This is a genomic window from Allobranchiibius sp. GilTou38, from assembly GCF_017565325.1.
Classification (GTDB): Bacteria; Actinomycetota; Actinomycetes; order Actinomycetales; family Dermatophilaceae; genus Allobranchiibius; species Allobranchiibius huperziae.
Genome location: NZ_JAGEKN010000006.1, coordinates 466528 through 487457, shown reverse-complemented (window position 1 = coordinate 487457; position 20930 = coordinate 466528). Strand labels below are relative to the sequence as shown.

22 protein-coding genes are annotated in these 20930 nt (G+C 69.4%); 16 read left to right on the top strand and 6 right to left on the bottom strand.

Annotation, left to right across the window (positions count from 1 at the left end):
- Positions 1-84: 84 nt before the first annotated feature.
- The 3 genes from JOB34_RS07405 to JOB34_RS07395 all read left to right on the top strand — a co-directional run bounded on the left by JOB34_RS07405 (position 85) and on the right by JOB34_RS07395 (position 1994).
- A complete protein-coding gene (locus JOB34_RS07405; RefSeq protein ID WP_208052076.1) occupies positions 85-783 on the top strand; it encodes an SDR family NAD(P)-dependent oxidoreductase in 699 nt (232 codons plus the stop codon).
- Between the two features lie 64 nt (positions 784-847).
- Positions 848-1717: an alpha/beta hydrolase gene (locus tag JOB34_RS07400; protein WP_208052075.1), complete on the top strand. Its 870-nt coding sequence runs from the start codon at positions 848-850 to the stop codon at positions 1715-1717.
- A 115-nt stretch (positions 1718-1832) separates the two neighbouring features.
- Positions 1833-1994, top strand: coding sequence for a hypothetical protein (locus JOB34_RS07395; RefSeq protein WP_208052074.1), 162 nt, complete (start codon positions 1833-1835; stop codon positions 1992-1994).
- 136 nt (positions 1995-2130) lie between these two features.
- Here JOB34_RS07395 and JOB34_RS07390 read toward each other — a convergent pair whose 3' ends face one another.
- From JOB34_RS07390 to JOB34_RS07380, 3 genes are all read right to left on the bottom strand, one after another.
- The gene (locus JOB34_RS07390; protein WP_208052073.1) at positions 2131-2535 is read right to left on the bottom strand and encodes a universal stress protein; all 405 of its coding nucleotides are present in this window, start codon (positions 2533-2535) and stop codon (positions 2131-2133) included.
- A 93-nt stretch (positions 2536-2628) separates the two neighbouring features.
- On the bottom strand, positions 2629-4062 hold the full coding sequence (locus JOB34_RS07385; RefSeq protein WP_208052072.1) for a sugar porter family MFS transporter: 1434 nt from the start codon (positions 4060-4062) through the stop codon (positions 2629-2631).
- A 95-nt stretch (positions 4063-4157) separates the two neighbouring features.
- Entirely contained in the window at positions 4158-4916 is a 759-nt protein-coding gene (locus JOB34_RS07380; protein WP_347813769.1) for a spermidine synthase, read from the bottom strand.
- Between the two features lie 379 nt (positions 4917-5295).
- On the opposite strand from JOB34_RS07380, the gene JOB34_RS07375 reads away from it, so the two are divergent.
- Positions 5296-6741 carry an HNH endonuclease signature motif containing protein gene (locus JOB34_RS07375; RefSeq protein ID WP_208052071.1) on the top strand — a complete coding sequence of 482 codons (1446 nt, stop codon included), beginning with the start codon at positions 5296-5298 and terminating at the stop codon, positions 6739-6741.
- Between the two features lie 92 nt (positions 6742-6833).
- Positions 6834-7367 (top strand): cation transporter, encoded by a 534-nt coding sequence (locus JOB34_RS07370; protein WP_347813768.1) that lies wholly within the window; start codon positions 6834-6836, stop codon positions 7365-7367.
- A 118-nt stretch (positions 7368-7485) separates the two neighbouring features.
- Here the strand turns inward: JOB34_RS07370 and JOB34_RS07365 are convergent, their stop codons facing one another.
- The gene (locus JOB34_RS07365; RefSeq protein ID WP_208052070.1) at positions 7486-8811 is read right to left on the bottom strand and encodes a serine hydrolase domain-containing protein; all 1326 of its coding nucleotides are present in this window, start codon (positions 8809-8811) and stop codon (positions 7486-7488) included.
- 177 nt (positions 8812-8988) lie between these two features.
- Between JOB34_RS07365 and JOB34_RS07360 the strand changes: the two genes are divergently transcribed.
- The 4 genes from JOB34_RS07360 to JOB34_RS07345 all read left to right on the top strand — a co-directional run bounded on the left by JOB34_RS07360 (position 8989) and on the right by JOB34_RS07345 (position 12381).
- Positions 8989-10284, top strand: coding sequence for a sensor histidine kinase (locus JOB34_RS07360; protein WP_208052069.1), 1296 nt, complete (start codon positions 8989-8991; stop codon positions 10282-10284).
- Positions 10272-10946: a response regulator transcription factor gene (locus tag JOB34_RS07355; RefSeq protein WP_208052068.1), complete on the top strand. Its 675-nt coding sequence runs from the start codon at positions 10272-10274 to the stop codon at positions 10944-10946. Before JOB34_RS07360 ends, JOB34_RS07355 begins: the two co-directional genes overlap by 13 nt.
- 89 nt (positions 10947-11035) lie before the next feature.
- Positions 11036-11941 carry an NAD(P)-dependent oxidoreductase gene (locus tag JOB34_RS07350; RefSeq protein ID WP_208052067.1) on the top strand — a complete coding sequence of 302 codons (906 nt, stop codon included), beginning with the start codon at positions 11036-11038 and terminating at the stop codon, positions 11939-11941.
- A 26-nt stretch (positions 11942-11967) separates the two neighbouring features.
- Positions 11968-12381 carry a VOC family protein gene (locus JOB34_RS07345; protein ID WP_208052066.1) on the top strand — a complete coding sequence of 138 codons (414 nt, stop codon included), beginning with the start codon at positions 11968-11970 and terminating at the stop codon, positions 12379-12381.
- Between the two features lie 64 nt (positions 12382-12445).
- Here JOB34_RS07345 and JOB34_RS07340 read toward each other — a convergent pair whose 3' ends face one another.
- Positions 12446-14206, bottom strand: a complete 1761-nt coding sequence (locus JOB34_RS07340) for a hypothetical protein (RefSeq protein ID WP_208052065.1) — start codon at positions 14204-14206, stop codon at positions 12446-12448.
- Between the two features lie 347 nt (positions 14207-14553).
- Between JOB34_RS07340 and JOB34_RS07335 the strand changes: the two genes are divergently transcribed.
- The 3 genes from JOB34_RS07335 (at position 14554) to ygiD (ending at position 17789) form a co-directional block, all read left to right on the top strand.
- Positions 14554-15288 (top strand): SDR family oxidoreductase, encoded by a 735-nt coding sequence (locus tag JOB34_RS07335; RefSeq protein ID WP_208052064.1) that lies wholly within the window; start codon positions 14554-14556, stop codon positions 15286-15288.
- A gap of 64 nt (positions 15289-15352) precedes the next feature.
- Positions 15353-16813 carry an aldehyde dehydrogenase family protein gene (locus JOB34_RS07330; RefSeq protein ID WP_208052063.1) on the top strand — a complete coding sequence of 487 codons (1461 nt, stop codon included), beginning with the start codon at positions 15353-15355 and terminating at the stop codon, positions 16811-16813.
- A 202-nt stretch (positions 16814-17015) separates the two neighbouring features.
- Positions 17016-17789, top strand: a complete 774-nt coding sequence (gene ygiD, locus JOB34_RS07325) for a 4,5-DOPA dioxygenase extradiol (RefSeq protein WP_347813767.1) — start codon at positions 17016-17018, stop codon at positions 17787-17789.
- 48 nt (positions 17790-17837) lie between these two features.
- On the opposite strand, the gene JOB34_RS07320 is transcribed toward ygiD, so the two are convergent.
- Complete coding sequence (locus JOB34_RS07320; RefSeq protein ID WP_208052062.1) at positions 17838-18290, bottom strand: TspO/MBR family protein; 453 nt, start codon at positions 18288-18290, stop codon at positions 17838-17840.
- Positions 18291-18360: 70 nt separating this feature from the next.
- On the opposite strand from JOB34_RS07320, the gene JOB34_RS07315 reads away from it, so the two are divergent.
- From JOB34_RS07315 to JOB34_RS07300, 4 genes are all read left to right on the top strand, one after another.
- On the top strand, positions 18361-19146 hold the full coding sequence (locus tag JOB34_RS07315) for a DUF2071 domain-containing protein (RefSeq protein WP_208052061.1): 786 nt from the start codon (positions 18361-18363) through the stop codon (positions 19144-19146).
- A 10-nt stretch (positions 19147-19156) separates the two neighbouring features.
- Positions 19157-20014 carry an endo alpha-1,4 polygalactosaminidase gene (locus JOB34_RS07310; protein WP_208052060.1) on the top strand — a complete coding sequence of 286 codons (858 nt, stop codon included), beginning with the start codon at positions 19157-19159 and terminating at the stop codon, positions 20012-20014.
- Positions 20015-20123: 109 nt separating this feature from the next.
- Positions 20124-20450, top strand: coding sequence for a metalloregulator ArsR/SmtB family transcription factor (locus tag JOB34_RS07305; RefSeq protein ID WP_208052059.1), 327 nt, complete (start codon positions 20124-20126; stop codon positions 20448-20450).
- On the top strand, positions 20447-20929 hold the full coding sequence (locus tag JOB34_RS07300) for an SRPBCC domain-containing protein (protein WP_208052058.1): 483 nt from the start codon (positions 20447-20449) through the stop codon (positions 20927-20929). The genes JOB34_RS07305 and JOB34_RS07300 overlap by 4 nt, the downstream gene beginning before the upstream one ends.
- Position 20930 lies beyond the last annotated feature (1 nt).

The following is a 20930-nucleotide window of genomic DNA, read 5'->3' as shown; positions in this document are numbered from 1 at the left end:
GTCTGCATCGGCGTGAGCAGTGCCGGTCGGATCGGTCCGGCCGGCACTGCTCGCGGCACTCGCACTGTTTCTGAGGAGAGTCCAGTGGCAACGTTCGACACACGCTCGGCCGTGGTGACCGGCACGGCGCAGGGGATCGGACGAGCGATCGCGGACGCGCTGTCCGGGGCCGGAGCCCACGTGCACCGGGTGGACCGCGAACAGGTCGACCTGGCAGACGCGTCCGCCGCGACCGACTACCTGCGCGGACTGGGTGACGTCGACATCGTCGTGCACTCCGCAGGTGGGGTGTGCGGTCAGACCCACACCCCGATCGAGCAGGTCACCGACGAAGCCTGGGACGCCGTCGTCGACGCCAACCTGCGGACGGCGTTCAACGTGGTCCGAGCGGTGACACCGGGGATGAAACGGCGGTCCTTCGGGCGCATCGTCACGATCTCGTCCGGTGCCGGGCGCAGCGTCAGCCTGACGGGCGTGCAGGCCTACACGTCCGCGAAGGCGGGGCTCATCGGCCTGACGCGGCAGCTCGCCTGGGAACTGGGTCCCCACGGCATCACGGCCAACTGCATCGCACCGGGCTTCGTACTTTCCAACCCCACGACCCAGAAGCAATGGGACAGCTACGGATCCGACGGGCAGACGGCGCTGCTCGAGCGCATCGCGACCCGCAGGACGGGGCGGGCAGAGGACATCGCCCGAGGCGTCCTCTTCTTCGCCGACCCCGACGCCGGATGGATCAGCGGGCAGACCCTGTCGATCGACGGCGGTCACTCGCTCTTCTGACCGACCCGGCCACCGAGCGGGCATTCGTGGACCGCGACCTCATCACCTGACCCGAGGAGAACGAATGGACCTGCTCATCAACGGATGCCGACTCAACGTCGAGGATCTGGGGCCGAGGGACGCACCACTCGTCATCGCCCACCACGGCGGGGGAGGGATCGGCTCCCTCGCCGAACCGCGGGACACCTTCGGTCCGCTGGCCGATGAGTACCGCGTCATTGTCTTCGACGCACGCGGCTGCGGCGTCAGCGAGGCCGTGGCGCCGTACTCCCACGCGCAGTGGGCAGCCGATGTCGACGCGCTGCGTCGGTGGGCCGGTGTCGAGAGGGTCACCGTCGCCGGCGGTTCGTACGGCGGCTTCATCGCTCTGGAGTACGCGCTGGCCTACCCCGAGCACGTCGAGGCCGTCGTGCTGCGCGACACGTCCGCGGACGGATCGAACCTGAAGCTCGCCTTCGAGAACGCTCGCAACCAGGACCGCATCGAGATCGACTGGGACAACTTCAACCGGTACTGGAGCGGCCGCATCCGCGACGACGCCGACCTCAAGCAGTGCTGGAGCGAGATGATCGGGCTCTACGACCACGACTACGACCCGGCCCGGTCGGCCGCGGCGGTCGAGAACGGTCACTACCGGCACGAGGCCCACAACTGGTGCTTCCAGCACAACTGGGGCAGCTACGACCTCAAGGACCGCCTCCCCACCATCGAGTTCCCGGTGCTCGTCACCGTCGGCCGCCACGACTGGGTCACCCCCGTGAGCTCCTCCGAGACCATCGCCGCGCTGGTGCCGCACTCGGAGCTCGTGGTCTTCGAGGAATCGGGTCACTCCCCGCAGACCGAGGAACGCGCGCGCTTCCAGGGTGTCATCCGCGACTTCATGCACCGCCATGTCCCTGCCCGGCCCGTCCCTTCGGTGTCGAGCGCGGGGTGAGGGGCGACCGCGAGGTGCTCGAGGCGTGGCATGGCCCGGGGCTCGAGCACGACGGCGTCCAGTCCGAGGCGAGCCATCCCGAGACACCGTCGGCTCGAGGCCGTCGCCACCGCCGGTGACTGGACCAGGCAGCTCTCCGCCGGGCGCCGTGAATGTCGGCGCGGACATCGTCATCCAACGTACCGAGGACGTGGTGCACCTGAGCTACGGCGTCCACGACCTCGTGGCGAGCACCGAGACTCCGGCGAAGGAGGTGCTGCCCTTCATGCCCGCCTGACCTCCCGGCACGCGGCGCGGCCGGACCCCCTCCATCGGGAGTCCGGCCGCTTCGTTGCATACCGGGCCGCACCACTGCGCATCACCGGGGACGACGGAGGTCGGCTCGAATCAGGTCGCTCGTCGACGAGCTGCGGTCAACTCCCGTCGAGGGGGCGCTTGACCGCGAGGACGGGGCAGTTCGCGTCCAGCAGCACCTGCTGCGAGGTGCTGCCCGCGATCAGCTTGCCCACGGGGGACCGGCGGCGGATGCCGATGACGATGAGATCCGCGGCGATGTCGGACGCGGCCTTGAGGATCTCGTCCGCGGGCGTCCGGGCCTGCGCGGGCTGACGCATCTCGTGGGTGAGGCCCAGCGAGGTGAGCTTCTGATCGACCGCGTCCCAGTCCGCCGCCTCGGAGAAGCTCGGGTCGGCGTCGCTTCCACGGGTGCCGCAGTTGAGGACGACGATTCGCCCCTCACCGAGCTTGGCCATCATGACGGCGTGGTCGATGGCCGCCAGGCCTTCTGGGCTGGGGATGTATCCGACAACGATGTTCACGTGCGCTCCTTGATAACGAGGTGGAAGGGGTGTGGCGGGCCGGGACCCGAGCGGTCGGTGCATAGCGGCCTACGGCATCGTCCTCCCGGGTGGTCAGGTCGCCTCGTCGCGGGTGGCCTGGGCGAAGCTGCGCGGAGTGAAATGCCCCTCGCGCAAGGCGTGTTCGATCTGTTCCAGGGAGCGGCCGGTGAGCTCCGGCATCCTCACGAAGACGAAGATCCATGCCGCGACGTTGAAGAGGGCGTAGAGCCACATCGTCTGCCCGACACCGACAGCGTCGATGATGGTGAGCACGGTGAGTGTGATGACCAGGTTGGTCGTCCAGAGCACCGCTGCCTGCAGGCTCGATCCCGCGCCGCGGACCGCGAGCGGGTAGATCTCCGACTCGGTCAGCCAGCCCATCAGCTGCAGGCCGCCGGCGTTGAAGAACATGAAGACGATCAGGCAGGTGATGATGAACGGGATGTCGTGACGTCCGCTGTGACCGGTCACGAAGAGCAGGCCGAGCACGAAGAGTGCAGCCGCGGTGCCCGGCACCATGATGAGGGTGAGCCGTCGTCGGCCGACACGGTCGATGATGTTGAGGCCGACCAGCATCATCACGAGGTAGGTGCTCGCCAGTCCGACGCTCACTCGTAGCGCGGTGCTGGTCGAGAATCCCGCATCCGTGAGGATGGTCGGCGCGTAGTAGATGATCATCTCGATGCCGCTCAGCTGCGTGAACATCGCGATACCGCAGCCCACGATGATGGCGGGCCGCACCCATGCCTGCCGCAGCCCGGACCATCCGCGCTGACTGGCCTTGACGTCGAGCTCCTCGGTCACGTTCTGGGTGATCTCGCCGATCTCCCCGTCCAGTGATGCACCTCCAGGACGCATGAGCGACAACGATTTTCGGGCGTCGTCCGCTCGGTCCTGCGCCACCAGCCAACGGGGACTCTCCGGCAGGCGCAGCACGGTGAGCAGCAGGATCGTCGCCGGCACGACGGCGAGTCCGATGGAGACGCGCCAGCTGAGGCTCTGTGTCGCGCCGACGATGGTCGAGACGAGGATGCCGGTGCCGATGCCGACCTGGAAGGTCAGCACCAGCTGGCCGCGGCGCGCGGGCGGGGCGAGTTCGGCGACGTACATCGGCACGGTCTGGGTGGCGCCGCCGACGGCGAAGCCGAGGATGACGCGCGAGACGCACAGCAGCGGCGCACTCGGGGACAGGGCGCACGCGAGAGCGCCGACGATGAAGATGCACGCCAGCATGAGGATGGTGCCGCGTCGGCCGCGCTGCTCCGAGAGTCGACTGCAGGCGAGTGCGCCGAGGACCGCTCCGAAGAGGATGCTGCCGGCGATCACCTGCTCGGAGCTGTGGCCGGTGTTGAAGTCCCTGCGGATCTGCAGCAGCGCGGCGGAGATGATGCCGGTGTCGTAGCCGTAGAGGAACGAGGAGATCGCCGATGCGATGGCCGCGAGCCACAGCGCCGGCGTGAAATGCCTACGCGCCTCTTCGCCGGTCGCGGTGTTTTGCTCGCTCACGGTCACGGTGCGTCCTCTGTTCGTTTCGGGCGTCTCGCCAGGCTAGACCTGTGGATCGCCCGAGGTGTGCATCCGCAGCCGCGTCCGCGGCGCGGTCACCGCGCGACGTACACCGTGTTGGCCGAGTGGCCACCGGTGAGGAAGTTCGCGAAGGTGACGACGTGCGCCTCCGAGGAGTCGAAGACCCCGTCCAGCAACGCGATGAAGTCATCGTCTGGCGGGTCGTCGGACCAGAGGGCGAAGACACCGTCCGGTTTCAGATGACCCTTGAGCCGGCGCAACCCGTCGAGGCTGTAGAAGGCCGCGTGGTCGGGGTGCAACACGTGGCGCGGCGTGTGGTCGATGTCGAGCAGTACGGCGTCGAAGCGGCGGCCGGCGGCGTCCGGGTCGAAGCCGTCCTCGGAGGCGGCCATGGCGAAGAAGTCCGCCAACACCAGCCGGGTCCGCGGGTCGTCCACGAGGTCGTCGGCTCCCGGCAGCAGCTTTCGTTCGTGCCAGTCGATGACCTCGGCCAACGCGTCGACGACGATCATCGAGCGCACTCGGGGATCCTCCAACGCGGCCCGTGCGGTGCAACCGAGGCCGAGGCCGCCGACGACGACGTCCAGGTCGGTGCCCCGGGTCTGCGCGAGGCCGAGCCGGGCGAGCTCGATCTCCGCGACGGTGAACAGGCTCGACATGAGGAACTCCTCGTCGAGCTTCACCTCGTAGACGTCGACGTCGAGCGTGGGCTCCCGGCGGCGACGCAGGCTGATGGTGCCGCGCGGAGTCTCGCTGTAGGCGAGCTCCTGCAACCGTGCGCTCATCCGGGTCAACTCCCTCACCGCCGTCACCTGCCGCGGCGGACCTGCCACGCCGCCAACGTACCCCCCGGCCGGGGGCGTGCCGCAGGGCGCAATCGGTGGAGCGCTGCGGCGCCGGCCAGGGTTGAGTCGATGTGAGTTGCCGGTGCAGGGCATCACGCACCGGCGGAGCGCCGAAGCCGCCGAGGTTGTGGGGGAAGGGCACTTTCGAGGTTGCCGAAGGACCCATCGAAGCGGCTCCTCAAGGGAGGAAACGCGGAGTGGACAACCTCCAGGATGCTGACATATCGATGACGGATGTGGATAACTTGACTTCGAATGATGAGCTTTCGCAGTCATATTCGCGGCTCCAACCCTTGTGTGCTAAATCGAACAGGCGTATGATTCAGGGTAGATGGCAAGGGGTGCTATCACCGGCGCAGGAGGGGTCATGGCGCAGCCGACGACCGACGTACATGGTCCCCCAGCGCCTGGCACGGGCGCCCGGTTGATGGCGCTGCTGGGGGAGTTCACCACCGCTTTGGAGGAGTGGCCTGGCGCGCTGTGGCAGCTGGACGAGGCCGCTCTGGGTGAGGTGGTCGGGTCGATGCTGCGGATGGGCAGCCGGATGGAGAACGTCGCTGCGTTGGCGACCGCGGATGCGCTGGGCCGTGGGACGGTCGCGAGCTCCACCGCGACAGGGGCACCGGCGTGGGTGGACAGGCAGGCGGCGGGTGTGGAACCGGCCGTGGCCCGTAGGGTCGGGAGGGTGGGGGTGGACTGCGTGGATCCCCGCAACCACGTCGTAGTTGACGCGTTGGCGACGGGGGCGGCGAGTGTGTCGGTCGCCGACGTGGCACTGCGGGAAGTGCCCCGGATCCTGCCCCAGTTGCCGACCGCCGACCGTGATGACCTGCTCGGCCGCTACCTGAGCCTGTCGGATCACGGGTGTCGGACGCTGCGGCAGCTCAGCAACCGGATCCTGGGTGAGTACGCCCCCGAACGGCTGGTACGGGACGAGGAACGTCAGCAGGACTGCGAGTCGGTCTTCTGGGCCGACCTGCCTTCCGGGCTGACCCGGTTCGTGGCCGAACTGTCCGGCGGGCACGCCGCGGTCGTGAAGCACGCGCTGCGGGCTTTGTCCGCGCCCACGCCACAGCCGTGCTCGACCAGCACCACCGACGATCCCGCGCCGCAGCACAGCACCGGTGCGCCCGAGCGTGACACCCGGACCCCGGCCAAACGGCGCGCGGACGCGCTGGTGCGCTTGGTCGACACCGCCGCCGGTGTGGTGGACGGCACCAGCCCGCGGCCGGTCGGGGAGTTCGGCGGCACCGCGAAGATCCTGGTCACCCTGGATTACGCAACGTTGTACGAGGGGCTTCGCGAAGCGGGCCGACTCAGCGAACACAGTTCAGACGACGGCGGATTCGCACCGACGTACCTGCCGGGTATCGGGCGTACCACCGACGGTGACTATCTCGACGCGGGCACTCTGCGACGGATGGCGTGCGATGCGGATCTGATCCCGGCTGTTTTGGGCACCGAGTCGGAACCGTTGGACGTCGGGCGAGCGAAACGCCTGTTTACCGGCGGCCTGCGGACCGCGATCATCCACCGCGATAGGCACTGCACCTTCCCCGGCTGCGAAAGACCACCGGACTGGTGCGATGCCCACCATGTGAGGCCCTGGTGGGCCGGCGGACAGACAACCCTGACCAACGCAGCGCTGCTGTGCGCCCGGCACCACACCATCGTTCACCGCGATCTGCTCACCGCCACCGTCACCGAGACCGGCGTCACCTGGAACCTCACCCCCGGACTGATGCCCACCCGGCCCGGCGGATGTGTCGGCACCGAACGAAGCACGGACCCACCGGTGCCGCCCGGAAGCTGACCTCAACCCTCGGCGGCGATACTTCGGCTGTGACTGCTGTCGATGCCTCCGCGCGGGCGGTGCTCGTACGTCGAGGCTTCTGGCTGGAGTAGGTGACGCTGGCCTGGAACGTCGTCGGCATCGTGGTGCTCGCGGTTGCAGCGGTCACCGCTGGGTCGGTGGCTCTGGCGGGTTTCGGACTGGACTCGGTCATCGAGATCGGCGCATCGACCGTCGTGATCTGGGAGTTGGCCGGCAGCGGTGACATGCGTCGGCGTTTTGCGCTGCGCCTCATCGGCGGTGCGTTCGGCGCGCTGGCGCTCTACCTCCTGGTGCAGTCCACCTGGGTGCTGGCCATCGGATATCACCCGCGTCACTCACCGCTGGGCATCGTGTGGACGGCCGTGACCGCGGCGGTCATGTTCGTCCTCGCAGCGGGGAAGGCCCGCACCGGCGCTGCTCTGGACAACCCTGTGTTGGCAACCGAGGGTCGCGTCACTTTCATCGACGGCCTGCTTGCGGCCGCCGTACTTCTCGGGTTGCTGCTCAATCTCCTGGCGGGGTGGTGGTGGGCGGATCCGGTGGCCGGATACGTCCTGGTCTACTACGCACTCAAAGAAGTCCGCGAGATCTTCGGCAGCGACTAAGAGGCGGCCGGATCTGGTAGACGCACCATCGGCGACGGGTCCAGCACGGGCTCGGACCTTGGCAGCGTGGGCGATGGGAAATCATCGCCCACGCTGTCCCGGGTGACAGTAAGCAAGATCACCGCATGTCGCAGATGCCCTGCTGCACCGCCGCGTTCACGTGCACCAGTCCCTCGATCTTGGTCGGCAGCGCGGTCGTCGCGATCACGACGCTGCGCCCGTCCCGAGCGGTCAGGTTGCGGGTCTCGAACCCGGTGATGTCGCCACCGTGGCCCCATGCCTGCACCCCGCAGGACAGGGTGCGCTTGGCGAAGCCGAGCCCGTAGGACCATCCCTTCTCCGGTTCGAAGCCGGGCGCGGCGACGGTGGTCAGCAACTGCTGCTGCTGTGCGGGCGCGAGCAGCTTGCCGTCGAGCAGCGCGCGATTGAACGTGGACAGGTCACTCGGCGTGGAGATCAGCTGCCCTGCGGCCCACCCGAGGGACGGATCCAACTCGGTCACGTTGACAGGGTTCGCGCCCGGCTTGGCGCTGAAGTACGCCTGCGCGTGCCGTCCACGGATGGTCTGCACCCCCGTTTTCGGCCAGTACGTGTGGCGCAGCCCGAGGCGGTCGATGACCCGCTGGGTGATGACCTCCCCGATCGGACGACCGGTCACCCGTTGCACGATCAGTCCGGCCAGCACGTAGTTCGTGTTGCTGTAGGCCCAGCTGGTCCCCGGCTTGAATTCCGCTGGAGCGGTGAGTGCCGCGTCCAGCGCCTGGCGCGGTTCGAAATAGGTGTGCTGCACCGCGAGCAGGCCCTTGGACGCCACGAGGGTGTCGTAGTCGGGCAGGCCCGAGGTCTGCTGCAGCAGGTTGCGCACGGTGATGTGGCGCCCGTCGATTCCCTTCCCGCGTACGAGGCCCGGCAGGTAGGTCTCGATCGGCTTGTCCAGGCCGATCCGGCCCTCTCCGACCAACTGCAGGACGGCCGTCGCCGTGAAGGTCTTGGTGTTGGACGCGATCCGCACCTCGCCGTCCGCGGGGACGGGCGTCCGGGTGTTCAGGTTGCCCACACCGGCCGTGTAGCTGCGCACCTTCCCGTCGGACTGCCGCACGAACGCCTCGACACCCGGGATGCCGTCCCTGGTGACCAGCGCGTTCAGGGAGCGCTGGAACGCCGCGTCCGTGGGTGCGGTGTTCTTGACGCCGCCTCCGGCGTGATGGTCGGCGGTCAGCCGGTCCAGGTTCGCGCTCGTCCGGTCCAGCTGATGGTTCACGGCATCGGCCTGTTCGTATGCGGCCTGAGCTCCGGGTGTGCTCGACACCGCCCAACCTCCCGCCAGTACGACGGCGGTGATGCCAGCGGCAGCGGCCTTCCGGCTGCGCATCCAGCAGGGCGTGCGACGGGTGTCCTCCGTGGCAGGGTCGTGGGGCGTGGTCGGGTCGTGGTCGTCGGTCATGATCGCTCCTTGGTCGAATCGTTCGATGGCCACGACGTTTCCGCAGACCGCGCATCGAGCGCGATCCCGCGTACGGGTGTCTCGATGGTGCAGCAGGCTGTACTGCTTCCGGCGCGCACTCCTGGAACGATGAGGCTCTGCGAGGCGCCGCCCCGCACGTCGCGGAGGGTGAGGACGTTGGACGCAGCGGACGGCCTCGGCAGTCCACCGGGTGCAGAAGCACCCGGCGGGCAAGCGCTCCGCCGGAGCTCGACCAACCCGCTCCGGCTCGCGCGGACCTCGTTCCGGCAGCTGACGGGCGGACTGGGCAGCGCCCTGCTGGCGATGGTGCTGCTTGCGTTACTGGCCGCCAGTTGGATCCTCTGCGTGGTGGGGATCGGATTCCTGGTGCTGCCGACCTGCCTGCGCACCGTGCGGCCCCTGGCGGATCGCGAGCGCGTCCGTCTCACCCGGTGGGGCGACGCGATCGAGTCGCCCGCCGCGCCGGTGCCGGCTCCGCGAGATCACCTGGTCGATCCCACGGCCCGGCGCGAGCTGGCCTGGCTCGTCCTGCACGGCACGGTCGACGTGGCGCTCGGCATCATCGGACTGGCGCTGCCTCTCGCGGCCGTCGGCGCACTCGGCTTCCCATTCTGGCGCAATCTGTCGGCAGGACAGTCGATCCCGCGACAGGACGCCGAGGTGCACTGGGCGCTGGACGATCCGTCCCATGCGTGGGCGGTGACCGCACTGGGTGTCGCGCTCGTCGCGGCCGTGCTGCTGGTCACTCCGGCCCTCACAAGGCTGCAGGCCGTCGCCGGTCGACTGCTGCTTCCGCCACCGGACGAGGGCGACATGTCCCTGCGCATCGCCGAGCTCACCGCGACCCGCGCGGCAGCGCTCGATGCGCACGCCATCGAGCTGCGCCGCATCGAGCGCGCGCTGCACGACGGCGCCCAGAACCGGCTGGTCGCCGTCAACGTGCTGCTCGGCGGTGTCCGGCAGGCCGTCCTGCGCGACCCGGCGACGGCACTCGAGGCCGTCGACCGGGCGCAGACCGCGACCGAGGCCGCGTTGGCGGAGCTGAGATCGGTCGCGCGCGCCATCCTCCCGCCGGTGCTGACCGACCGCGGTCTGGGCGGAGCGCTCGACGGTCTAGCCGCAGCCAGCCCGATCCCGTGTCGTCTGGAGGTCGACCTTCGCACCCGGTGCGCTGCGGCGACCGAGGCGACGGCGTACTTCGCGGTGGCCGAGGCCCTCACGAACGCCGCACGGCACAGCGGAGCGAAATCGATCGTCGTCACGGTGCGAAGTGACAGTGAGCATCTACATGTTGCTATCCAGGATGACGGTGCCGGTGGCGCGACCGATCGGAAGGGCTCTGGACTGCTGGGCATCCGGCGCCGCGCCGAAGCCCTGGACGGCACCATGAGTATCCGGAGTCCGCGCGGCGGGCCGACCCGACTGGAGGTGGATCTGCCGTGCGGATCGTGATCGCCGAGGACGACTCGTTGCTGCGCGAAGGACTGGCGGCACTCTTGCGCGCGGAGTCGCTGGACGTCGTCGCCACGGCGCAGGACGCACCGTCGTTCCTCGACGCCGTCGCGGAGCACCGCCCGGACGTGGCGTTGGTGGACGTGCGGATGCCGCCCACCCACACCGACGAGGGCATCGTCGCCGCGGTCGAGGCCCGACGGCGCCAACCCGGTCTCGGCGTGCTCGTGCTCTCGGCCTATGTGGAGCAGGCCTTCGCCACCGATCTCATGGTCGCGGGTGCGGCGGGACTCGGCTATCTGCTGAAGGAACGCGTCGGGCGGGTGGAGAGCTTCCTCGACGCCCTGCACCGGGTCGCGGGGGGAGGCACGGCGATCGACCCCGAGGTGGTGGCTCAACTGCTCACCACGACGCGGCCGGACGCCGGCCTGGACCGGCTCACACCGCGGGAGACGGAGGTGTTGGCACTGATGGCCGAAGGATTGGGTAACGCCGCGATCGCCGACCGGCTCGTGGTGACCGAAGGGGCGGTCCACAAACACATCCGCAGCATCTTCGCCAAGCTGGACCTGGCACCCGCGGAGCAGACCGATCGTCGGGTCGCGGCCGTCCTGCGGCACCTGGACCACGAGCGCCGCTCCGGTGCGGGGCTCGGATCCTGACGCGCTCTCTGGGCCCGCCGCCAGGCGCCGCAGGAGGGTCTGACGACCTCGACGGCATCAGACGCGAGCGAGCAGGGTAAGAAGCAGTCATGCGAATCTTCTTCACCGGTGGCAGCGGCAAGGCCGGCAAGCATGTCGCGCCGTATCTGGCCGCACAGGGTCACCAGGTCACCAACGCCGACCTCGTGCCCCTCGGACACGCGGGGGTCACCGATCTGCGGGTGGATCTCACGGACGCGGGGGAGACCTACTCCGCCATCGCCGGGATACCGACCATGGACGACCTGGACCTCGCCGAGAAGCCCGGGTACGACGCGGTCGTGCACTTCGCGGCCATCCCTCGGATCCTGCTACGGCCGGACGCCGCGACGTACGCGACGAACGTGCTGAGCACCTACAACGTGCTCGAGGCCGCGACCCGACTCGGCGTGCGCAAGATTGTCTTCGCGTCCTCCGAGACGACGTACGGGATCTGCTTCGCACAGGGCGAGCGGCGCCCGCTCTACGTGCCCGTCGACGAGGAGCACCCCACGGTGCCCGAGGACGCCTACGCCATGTCGAAGGTCGCCGGAGAGGTGACGGCACGCTCGTTCCAGGCACGCACCGGCACGGACATCTACGGGCTGCGGATCAACAACGTCATCGAGCCGCACGAGTACGCCGAGTTGTTCCCGCCGTTCCTTACCGACCCCTCGCTGCGGCGCCGGAACGTGTTCGCCTACATCGACACTCGCGATCTGGGGCAGATGGTGCAACGCTGCCTGGAGACCGACGGGCTGGGCTACGAGGTCTTCAACGTCGCCAACGCCGACATGTCGGTGGCCGCGACGACGCGAGAGATCCGGGAGCGCTTCTACGACGGGGTACGGGTGCATCGGGAGATGGGCCGCGACGAGACGTTCTACGCGATCGACAAGGCGCGGGACCTACTGGGCTACGACCCGCAGCACTCGTGGCGCGACGTGCTGCCCGACCCGGGCGCCGCGCACGACTGACGGGAAGATCGACGAGAGGACGCGTCGTGGAAGTGCAGTTCATCACCTCGTTCGCGGTGATCACCCCGGACCCGCAACGCAGCCGGGAGTTGTACGTCGACGCGCTCGGCCTGCCGCTGGCCGCCGAGGGTGACGGTTACCTGCACAGTGAAACGATCGATGGATCCAAGTCCTTCGGTGTGTGGCCGCTGGAGCAGGCCGCGCGGGCCTGCTTCGGGGTGCCGGACTGGCCCGCGGGCCGGCCGGTGCCGCAGGCGAGCGTGGAGTTCGAGGTCGCGGACACCGACGGTGTACAGGTCGCGGCACAGGAATTGACGACGAAGGGCTTCACGCTGCTGCACGACGCTCGCACCGAGCCGTGGGGACAGACGGTCGCCCGTCTGCAGTCGAGCGAGGGCCTGATCGTCGGCATCTCCTACGCGCCGATGATGCACTCCTGAGACGGCGACCACTGAGCTGGTGTGGGCCGCCAGCTCAGTGGTGTCCCGTCAGATCGAACCAGGGTCAGGGCAGGCGTAGCTCGAAGATGGCGTTGCCCCAGTTGGCGTTCCCGTCACCGGTGTTGGGGATGTACTGGGTGGCCAACCAGACGCGGTTGGTCCCCGGGATGATCTCCCCGTTGGAGTAGTCGCCCCATCGGCCCGCACCGCCGAACTTCGCGGTGCCGGAGAACCCGTTGTCGGGTCCGGTGCCGGCGGCGGCGACCTGGATCGGCCCGAAGTCACGGCCGGCGCGCGCCGTCGCATACGCCGCGGACGGGTACGTACCCGGTCCACCCAGCCCGAAGACCAGCGCCATGGCGCCGCTCGAGGTCATGTTCAGGTGGGGGTAGAGCAGGTACTCGCCGCTGGTGGACACGTACCCCTGGCGGGTCACGCGGGTGCCGCTTCCGACGCTCGCGCCGTTCACGGTCGGCTTGATGACGAACCAGGCGACGCCCGATCGTGCCACCGTGTCGCCGACGACGGTGACACCGGTGTTCAGGGCTCCGACGAGTCGACCGTTGATGTACTGGGTCTCCTGCATGGCATCGAAGTCGGTCTGCAGGACGCCGGTGGTGGGAAGGCCTGCGTCGCAGGCTTTTCCGTTACAGAACCCTGGGGGTGTCTGCGCGTTCGGCGGGAAGCCGTACGCCTCCGACCCGATGACCCGCACGCTGAGGGACGGCATCCCGTGTCCAGTGGTCACCGAGGATTCGTTGGTGACGGCCCAGACGGCCAACCGGTTGTCGAAGGTGCTGTTGGGGTCGAGCGAGCTGAGCATGAACTCGGCCGGTGCGTTCGCGACCGTGTTGGCCGGCTGGACGTGGTACCCGGGGGCACCGCCGGCGGCCAGGTTCTGGAAGTTGACGGTGTTGACGGTGGCGCGGCCGGCGACCAGCTGCGACTTGGACAGCACGTACAGCTGCGCGCCGTTGAATGCCTGTTCGTTGGAGGTGAACTCGTTAGTGGACAGGTACACGTTCGACCGGCTGACGCCCATGATCGGGTAGTCCGCGAGACACGGGCATCCCGCGTGGTCGAGGTCGGTCGTGGAGGCCCGGTAGATGTGCCACGCACCCGCCGGGTTGGCGGTGCTGCTCACGGCGAGGTCGACATGCGACTCGGTGACGGCAGAGCCGTCACTGGTCAGCCCGTACTCCAGCATCGTCGCGAACCAGGTGCGGCTGGGCGAGTCGTAGTAGACCCGCGTGTCCGTGAGGTTGGCCGTGGCGGGTTCGTCGAAGAAGGTGTTCAGGAAGAACGGCGCCGTCACCGTGCTGCCGTCGGTGCGGTAGATCGCACCGGCCACGTTGACGAAATTGGCCACATATCCGTTGCCGGCGCCCAGGCCCTCGTCCGGCGGCTCCACGTCGTACCCGGCGACCGCCTTGCTCTGGATCGCGTCGACTCCGTCGAACTCGACGGTCGGCGAGAGGGCGCCCTGGAGCTGTTGCCGGGCGTGTCCGACGGTACGCGGCGTGGTCCGCGGCGCGGTGGCCCGCTGTTCAGTCGACAGGGACGGACGATGCGGCCGCAGCAGGGGCGCGACGTGCACCTTCGCGGCCTGGCCCTTCGCCGCGGCACGGAGCCGGCCGGGCGTGGTCGTCGCGACCAGCCGCACCGCACTTCGTACGGCGGTGTGCGCTGTGGCGGACGGTCGGGTCGCCGGTGCGGCACTCGCGCCGCCCCAGACCCCACCGGAGGCGAACAGCAGCAGGACGCATGAGATGAATACGGTCAGTCGCCAGGCACGGCGTGGCGACGCCTCGCTGAGATCGTTCATGGGCTCTTCCCTGGGCAGGACGAATATGTGACGTGAGCCCGGGGTCAGCACCCCTGGCGAGACTGCCGGTTGGCGAGACAGCGCCTCGAGGTCGTCTGTTCGGGCCGGCACGAACAGACGAACGTCCCCCTTCTACTCCCGCTTCTCGCAGCCCGTCAATGGCGATCCGAGGAATCCGTGACGCAGGTGGCGGGACCGTGCGACGGGCGAGGATCAGGCCGACGGAGCCGTCCTTCCCGCAGCCCGGACCGACCCGGCGAGGACTCCCCGTGCGTTCAATCAGGGCTACGGTCGATCGACGGTCCGGCAGGCGTCGGCCGCCATCACACGACCCAGAGGAGCAGCAGATGCCCACATCGAAGGACACGGACAAGGTCGCCGTCATCACCGGGGCATCCTCGGGCATCGGCGCCTCGACGGCCCGAGCGCTGGCCGCCGCGGGCTACACGGTGGCCCTGATCGCGCGCCGGGCCGAACGCATCGAGGCGCTTGCGGGGGAGCTGGACAACGGCAGCATCGCGATCGCGGCCGACGTCACCGACCGGGACACCCTGGTGGCGGCCGCCGGGCGCGTCGAGAAGGAGCTCGGTCGCGTCGACGTCCTGCTCAACAACGCCGGCGTGATGCTGCTCGGGCCGTTCGACGCCGAGCGCAAGGACGATTACAAGCAGATGCTCGATGTCAATCTGCTCGGCGCGATCACCGCCACCGAGGTGTTCCTCCCCCTGCTGCGAGCCGACGGCGGAGGCGACCTGGTGAACCTCTCGTCGGTCGCCGGACGCACGGCCCGACCGGGCAACGGTGTGTACGCCGCCACCAAGTGGGGTCTGAACGGCTGGTCCGAGGCGCTGCGCCAGGAGCTGCAGCCGGACGTGCGGGTCATCGTCATCGAGCCGGGCGCCGTCGCGACCGAACTGACCGATCACATCACGCACGAGGAGACCAAGCGCGGCGCCGAGAAGATGTACGAGCAGATGGCCATCACGCCGGAGGACATCGCGGAGATCATCGCGTTCGCCGTCACCCGCCCGAAGTCCGTCAGCTTGAACGAGATCCTCGTGCGACCCACCGTGCAGCCCTAGTATCCGAAGTGCCGCCGGCACATGCTCTTCGGCGACGAGATATCCGCTCTACGGAAGGTGCTCCATGCCGTTCTTCGACGCAGGCGATTGGGCCGGGAAGATCAGCAGCGGCGGATGGCGCGCCGGGGCGGGCGGGACCGCCGACGTCCGCGAGCCGGCGACCGGGCAGGTCATCGGCAGTGTGGGCGTCGCCACCGCTCGGGACGTCGACGACGCCGTGACGGCAGCGACGAAGGCGCAGAAGGAGTGGGCCGCGCTGCCGTACGACCAGCGTGCTGCCGCGCTACGGCGGGCGGCCACACTCATCGAGGAGCACGCCGGTGAGTTGTCCGACTGGCTTGTGCGAGAGGCTGGTTCGGGCAAGGGCAAGGCCGGCTTCGAGGCCTCGCTGGTCGCTGCGGAGTACTGGACCGGTGCAGCGACCGTCGAGGCGCCGTACGGGCAGCTGCTGCGCACCAGGGCCCCACGCCTGTCGATGGCGCGGCGAGTGCCGGCCGGCGTCGTCGGCGTCATCTCGCCGTTCAACTTCCCGCAGATCCTGTCCAGCAGGTCCGTGGCGCCCGCGCTGGCGACCGGCAACGCGGTGATCCTCAAACCCGACCCTCGCACCGCCGTCTCCGGCGGCCTCTTCCTGGCCGCCATCCTCGCCGAAGCCGGTCTGCCCGACGGCCTCGTGCACGTCCTGCCGGGTGCCGCGGACGTCGGCAGCGCCCTGGTGGAGCACCCCGGCGTGCGGATCATCTCGTTCACCGGTTCGACCGCTGCGGGACGCAAGGTCGGCGAGGCGGCCGGCCGGCTGCTCAAGCGGGCGCACCTGGAGCTGGGCGGCAACAACGCCCTGATCGTGATGGACGACGTGGACGTGCCCGCCGCCGTCGCGGCCGGCGCATGGGGGTCGTTCCTGCACCAGGGACAGATCTGCATGACCACCGGTCGCCACATCGTGCACGAGGCGATCTACGACGAGTACGTGGAACGGCTCGCCCACAGCGCAGCCGGTATTCAGGTGGCCGACCCGGCCGCCACGGATGCCCCGCTCGGCCCGATCATCGACGTGCGTCAGCGCGACCACGTGCACGACCTGGTCACCCGATCAACGCAGGCCGGCGCGCGACTGGTGGAGGGGGGTACCTACGAGGACCTCTTCTACCGTCCGACGGTGATCGCCGACTGCTCGGTGGACCATCCGGCGTTCAACGAGGAGGTCTTCGGCCCGGTCGCGCCGGTGGCGAAGTTCTCCAGCGTCGAGGAGGCGGTGGAGCTGGCGAGCCGCACGGAGTACGGCCTGTCGCTCGGCATCCTCACCCAGGACGTCATGCGCGGCCTGGCCCTCGCCGACCGGGTGCCGACCGGGATCGTTCACATCAACGACCAGACGGTCGACGACGAGGCCGTGGCGCCGTTCGGCGGGACGGCGGCGTCGGGCACGGGCGCGCGCTTCGGCGGGGTGGAGGCCAACATCGAGGCGTTCACCGAAACGCAATGGGTGACGATGCAGAGCCGCATCCCGCAGTACCCGTTCTGACGGGGGGTGCCCCGCCGGGCGCGTCGACTCCGCCGGCGCGGCGCCGATCCGTGCGAAAGCGGTAGCGTCAGCGCACCACGCGCGCGGTGAGGGGACACGATGACGGCGACCACCGATACCCGACCGATGATGCCTGCGGCGTTCATCGGTCACGGCAACCCGATGAACGCGCTCGAGCTCAACCGCTACACCCAGGCGTGGCGTGCCTTCGGCGCCGCCGTGCCCCGGCCGCGGGCGATCCTGGTCGTCCGCGCACTGGTACATCAACGCCACCGCTGTCACCGCGATGCTGCGCCCGCGCACCATCCACGACTTCTACGGCTTCCCGCAGGAGCTCTTCGACGTGGAGTACCCGGCGCCAGGGCTGCCGGAGCTCTCCGACCAGGTCGCGGAGGTCGCCAAGCCGATGTGGGTCGGCTGCGACGTCGACAGCTGGGGCATCGACCACGGCACCTGGTCGGTGCTGGTGCATGCGTTCCCCGACGCCAGCATCCCGGTGGTGCAGTTGTCGATCAACGCCGACAAGGGGATCGACTACCACCTGGAGCTCGGACAGAAGCTCGCGTCGCTACGGCGTGAGGGGGTCCTCGTGGTCGGCAGCGGCAACATCGTGCACAATCTCGGCGCGGTCGACTTCTCGCGCCCCGACAGCGCATACGACTGGGCCACCCGCTTCGACGTACGCGCCCGCGAGATCCTGCTGGACCGCCCGATCGACGTCACCGGGCTGGACGCCGACCGGGACTACCGACTGGCCGTTCCCACCCCCGACCACTTCCTTCCCCTGCTCTACTTCGCCGGCCTGGCCGCCGACAGCGGCGAGCAGGTCAGCTCCCTGGTCGAGGGGCACGCCGCCGGATCGATCAGCATGGCCAGTTACACGATCGGGATCGACTGCCCGTCGGTCGGCGACAGCGACGATCAACCGGCCGCCGCCCTGCCCACCAGCATCCCGACCGACGAGACCAACCTCTGAGTCGTTCGACTCCGCGGCGGGTGCCGGTGCCGCGCGGTGATCCTGGCGTCAGGCTCCCGGGTCGCTGACGGCGGCGTTGAGGGCGGTCGCGAAGGCGATCCACGCGGCGTACGGCACCAGGATCGCAGCGGACCCCGGATCGGTCCGGCGCAACGACCACAGCTCGGCGGCCATGAGCGCGTCCAGGGTGGCGATCACCGCCAGGGAGGCCCGCTTGTCCTGGACACCGAAGAAGACCACCGGCCACGCACCGTTCGCCGTGAGCTGGGCCAGGTGCAGCAGGCGGGTCGTGCGAGAGACGCGCGGGTACATGCGCCATCCGGCCGCACCGATCGTGGCGTAGAGCACCGACCAGGCCGGGCCGAACGCCTGCGCCGGCGGAGCCCAGGACGGTCTGTCCAGCCGCGCGTAGGTCGTGGGCGCCTCCCGGGATCCGAGTCCGCCGATCACGGCGGCGGCGACGGGAGGTGCGGCGGCGAAGAGCACTCGTCGAAGGTCCATGCCTCGATTGTCGCGCGCGCGCGTCCGGGGCGGCGGCGTCGTGGCGATGAGGAAGGGGCACAGTGGCCGCATGACGGTGCAGGCAGTGAGCGCGACGGCCCCGGCCCTGACCGGGCTGCAGATGATGAGTCAGGACTGGTGCGACCTGACGTTCCTGCACTGGCGTGTCGAACCCTCGGTCGTCCAGCCACTGCTGCCGCCTGGAACGCGTCCGGACGTGCACGACGGCACCAGCTGGGTGGGACTCATTCCGTTCCGGATGGTCGATGCGGGCGTCGGGCGAGGTGGCGCGGTGCCGTGGCTCGGGACGTTCGCGGAGACGAACGTGCGCCTCTACTCGGTCGATGCGCAGGGGCGACGGGGCATCGTCTTCCGCACCCTGGAGGCGTCCCGACTGGCTGTCGTCCTCGGGGCCCGGGCTGTGTTCGCACTGCCCTACACGTGGGCGCGGATGCGCGTCGCCGAGACCGGGGGAGTGATCACCTACACCTCGCAACGGCGGTGGCCGGCGCCGCGCAGCGCGGCCACGACCGTCGTCGTACGCCCTGGAGACGCGTTGGCCGAGCCCGACCCGTTGGCCGAGTTCCTCACTGCTCGCTGGGGATTGCACACCAGAGCGTTCGGCCGGACCCTGTATGTCCCGAACGAGCACCGGACGTGGCCGCTGCGCAACGCCGAGCTGCTGCACCTGCAGGACTCGCTGGTGGCCCACTGCGGTCTGCCCGGGGTCAGCACCCGTATGCCGGACTCGGTGCTCTTCTCCCGAGGGGTACGCACGCAGTTCGCGCTCCCGTACGACGCCCGCCGCGCTCTTCCGCTCCCGTCGACCCGCCCGTCGCCGGGACCAACTACGTGATGATGGTGCGGTGGCACGACGACGGACGGGTGCGCTGCTGGTCGCGGCCGCTCTTGCGCTGACCGGATGTGGCGCCACAGCGTCGGACGCGCTCGGCACGAAGGGCACAGCTGCCCCGATCAGCGGCACGCCGACACGGAATTCCGCAGCTGCCAGAGCTTTTCCGGCGGCAGGTGTCTTCGACTACCAGATCGGCGGCTCCTACCCGCCTGCTTCCGGTGTGCGCATCGTCGACCGGGACCGCACCTCAGCGCCGGCGCCGGGTCGCTACAACGTCTGCTACGTCAACGCCTACCAGGCGCAGCCCGGTGATCTGGCGTGGTGGCAGCACACACACCCGAACCTGCTGCTGCGCGACGCCAGCGGCCGGCTGATCATCGACCGCGACTGGAACGAAGCGCTACTGGACATCGCCACGCCCGCCAAGCGCACGGCGATCGCGGCCGTTGTCGGTGGCTGGTTCGCCGGGTGCGCACACAGCGGGTACGACGCCGTCGAACCGGACAACCTCGATTCCTACACCCGCTCGCAGGGGCACCTCACGCAGGCCGACGCCGTCGCGTTCGCTGCACTGCTCGCGGGCATCGCCCATCGGGACAAGTTGCTCATCGGACAGAAGAACGCCGCCGAGCTGGCGACCCGGCTGCGCCGATCGGGATATGACTTCGCGGTCGCCGAGGAGTGTCAGGAGTACAACGAGTGCGACGCCTATACGAGCGCGTACGGCACGAAGGTCATCGAGATCGAATACTCGGCAGATCGATTCGCGCAGGCCTGCGCGGTGCGTCGCGGGCGGGTGTCGCTGCTCCTGCGGGACCGCGACGTGGTCGCGAGGGGACAGTCCGGTTACGTCAACCGGACCTGCTGACATGGGATATGAACAGGGCGCCGGTGCAGGACCCCGTGCGGTCCGCGCGGTGACGATCGTGCGATGCGTAACACTTGCGTTATGTAACTGATCGGGTACATTCGATGTCATGGACGCGATGCTGGCAGCGATCGGGGACCCCGGACGTCGGGTGATCCTGGATTCGCTGCGCGATCAGGACCTGACGGCCGGTGAGATCGCCGATCTGCTGCCGGTGGCCCGACCGGGTGTGTCACGGCACCTGCGTGTGCTGCGGGAGGCGGGCCTGGTCGACGTCCACGCCGAGGGGCAACGCCGGATCTACTCGCTGCGTCCGCAGGGCCTCACCGAGCTGGACGGCTGGCTGGCGCCGTACCGCGACCTGTGGAGCCGGCGCCTGGATGCCCTGCACACCGAGGTCGCCCGCGGGCGATCGCACCGAGAGGACAGGACATGATCCGGACCGAGCAGCACACCTACGTGAAGCAGGTCGACGGGCGCGGAGTCGTCCACGTCGACGACTTCTACGCGACGGACCCGCAGGACCTGTGGGAGGCCGTCACCGACCCGGCGCGTCTGGCGCGGTGGCTCGTCACCGTGACGGGCGACCTGCGGGTGGGCGGTGAGATCACCACCGCCTTCACCAGCGGGGCCCAGGATCCGGCGCGGATCACTGCCTGCGAGCCACCGCGGCGGCTGGTCGTCGAGTTCGCGGAGGGCGACGACGAGGCCACCACCATCGAGGCGACGCTGACGCCCGAGGCCGGCGGCACCCGCCTCGTCGTCGAGGAGGGCGGTTTCGATCTGGACCGGGCGCCCTTCCACGAAGCGGGCTGGGGCGTGCATCTCGACGACCTCGCGGCGCACCTGCGCGGCGAGCAGTGCGAGCCGTGGAAACCGCGCTGGGAGGCGCGGCTGCAGCGGGCCCAGCTGTAGC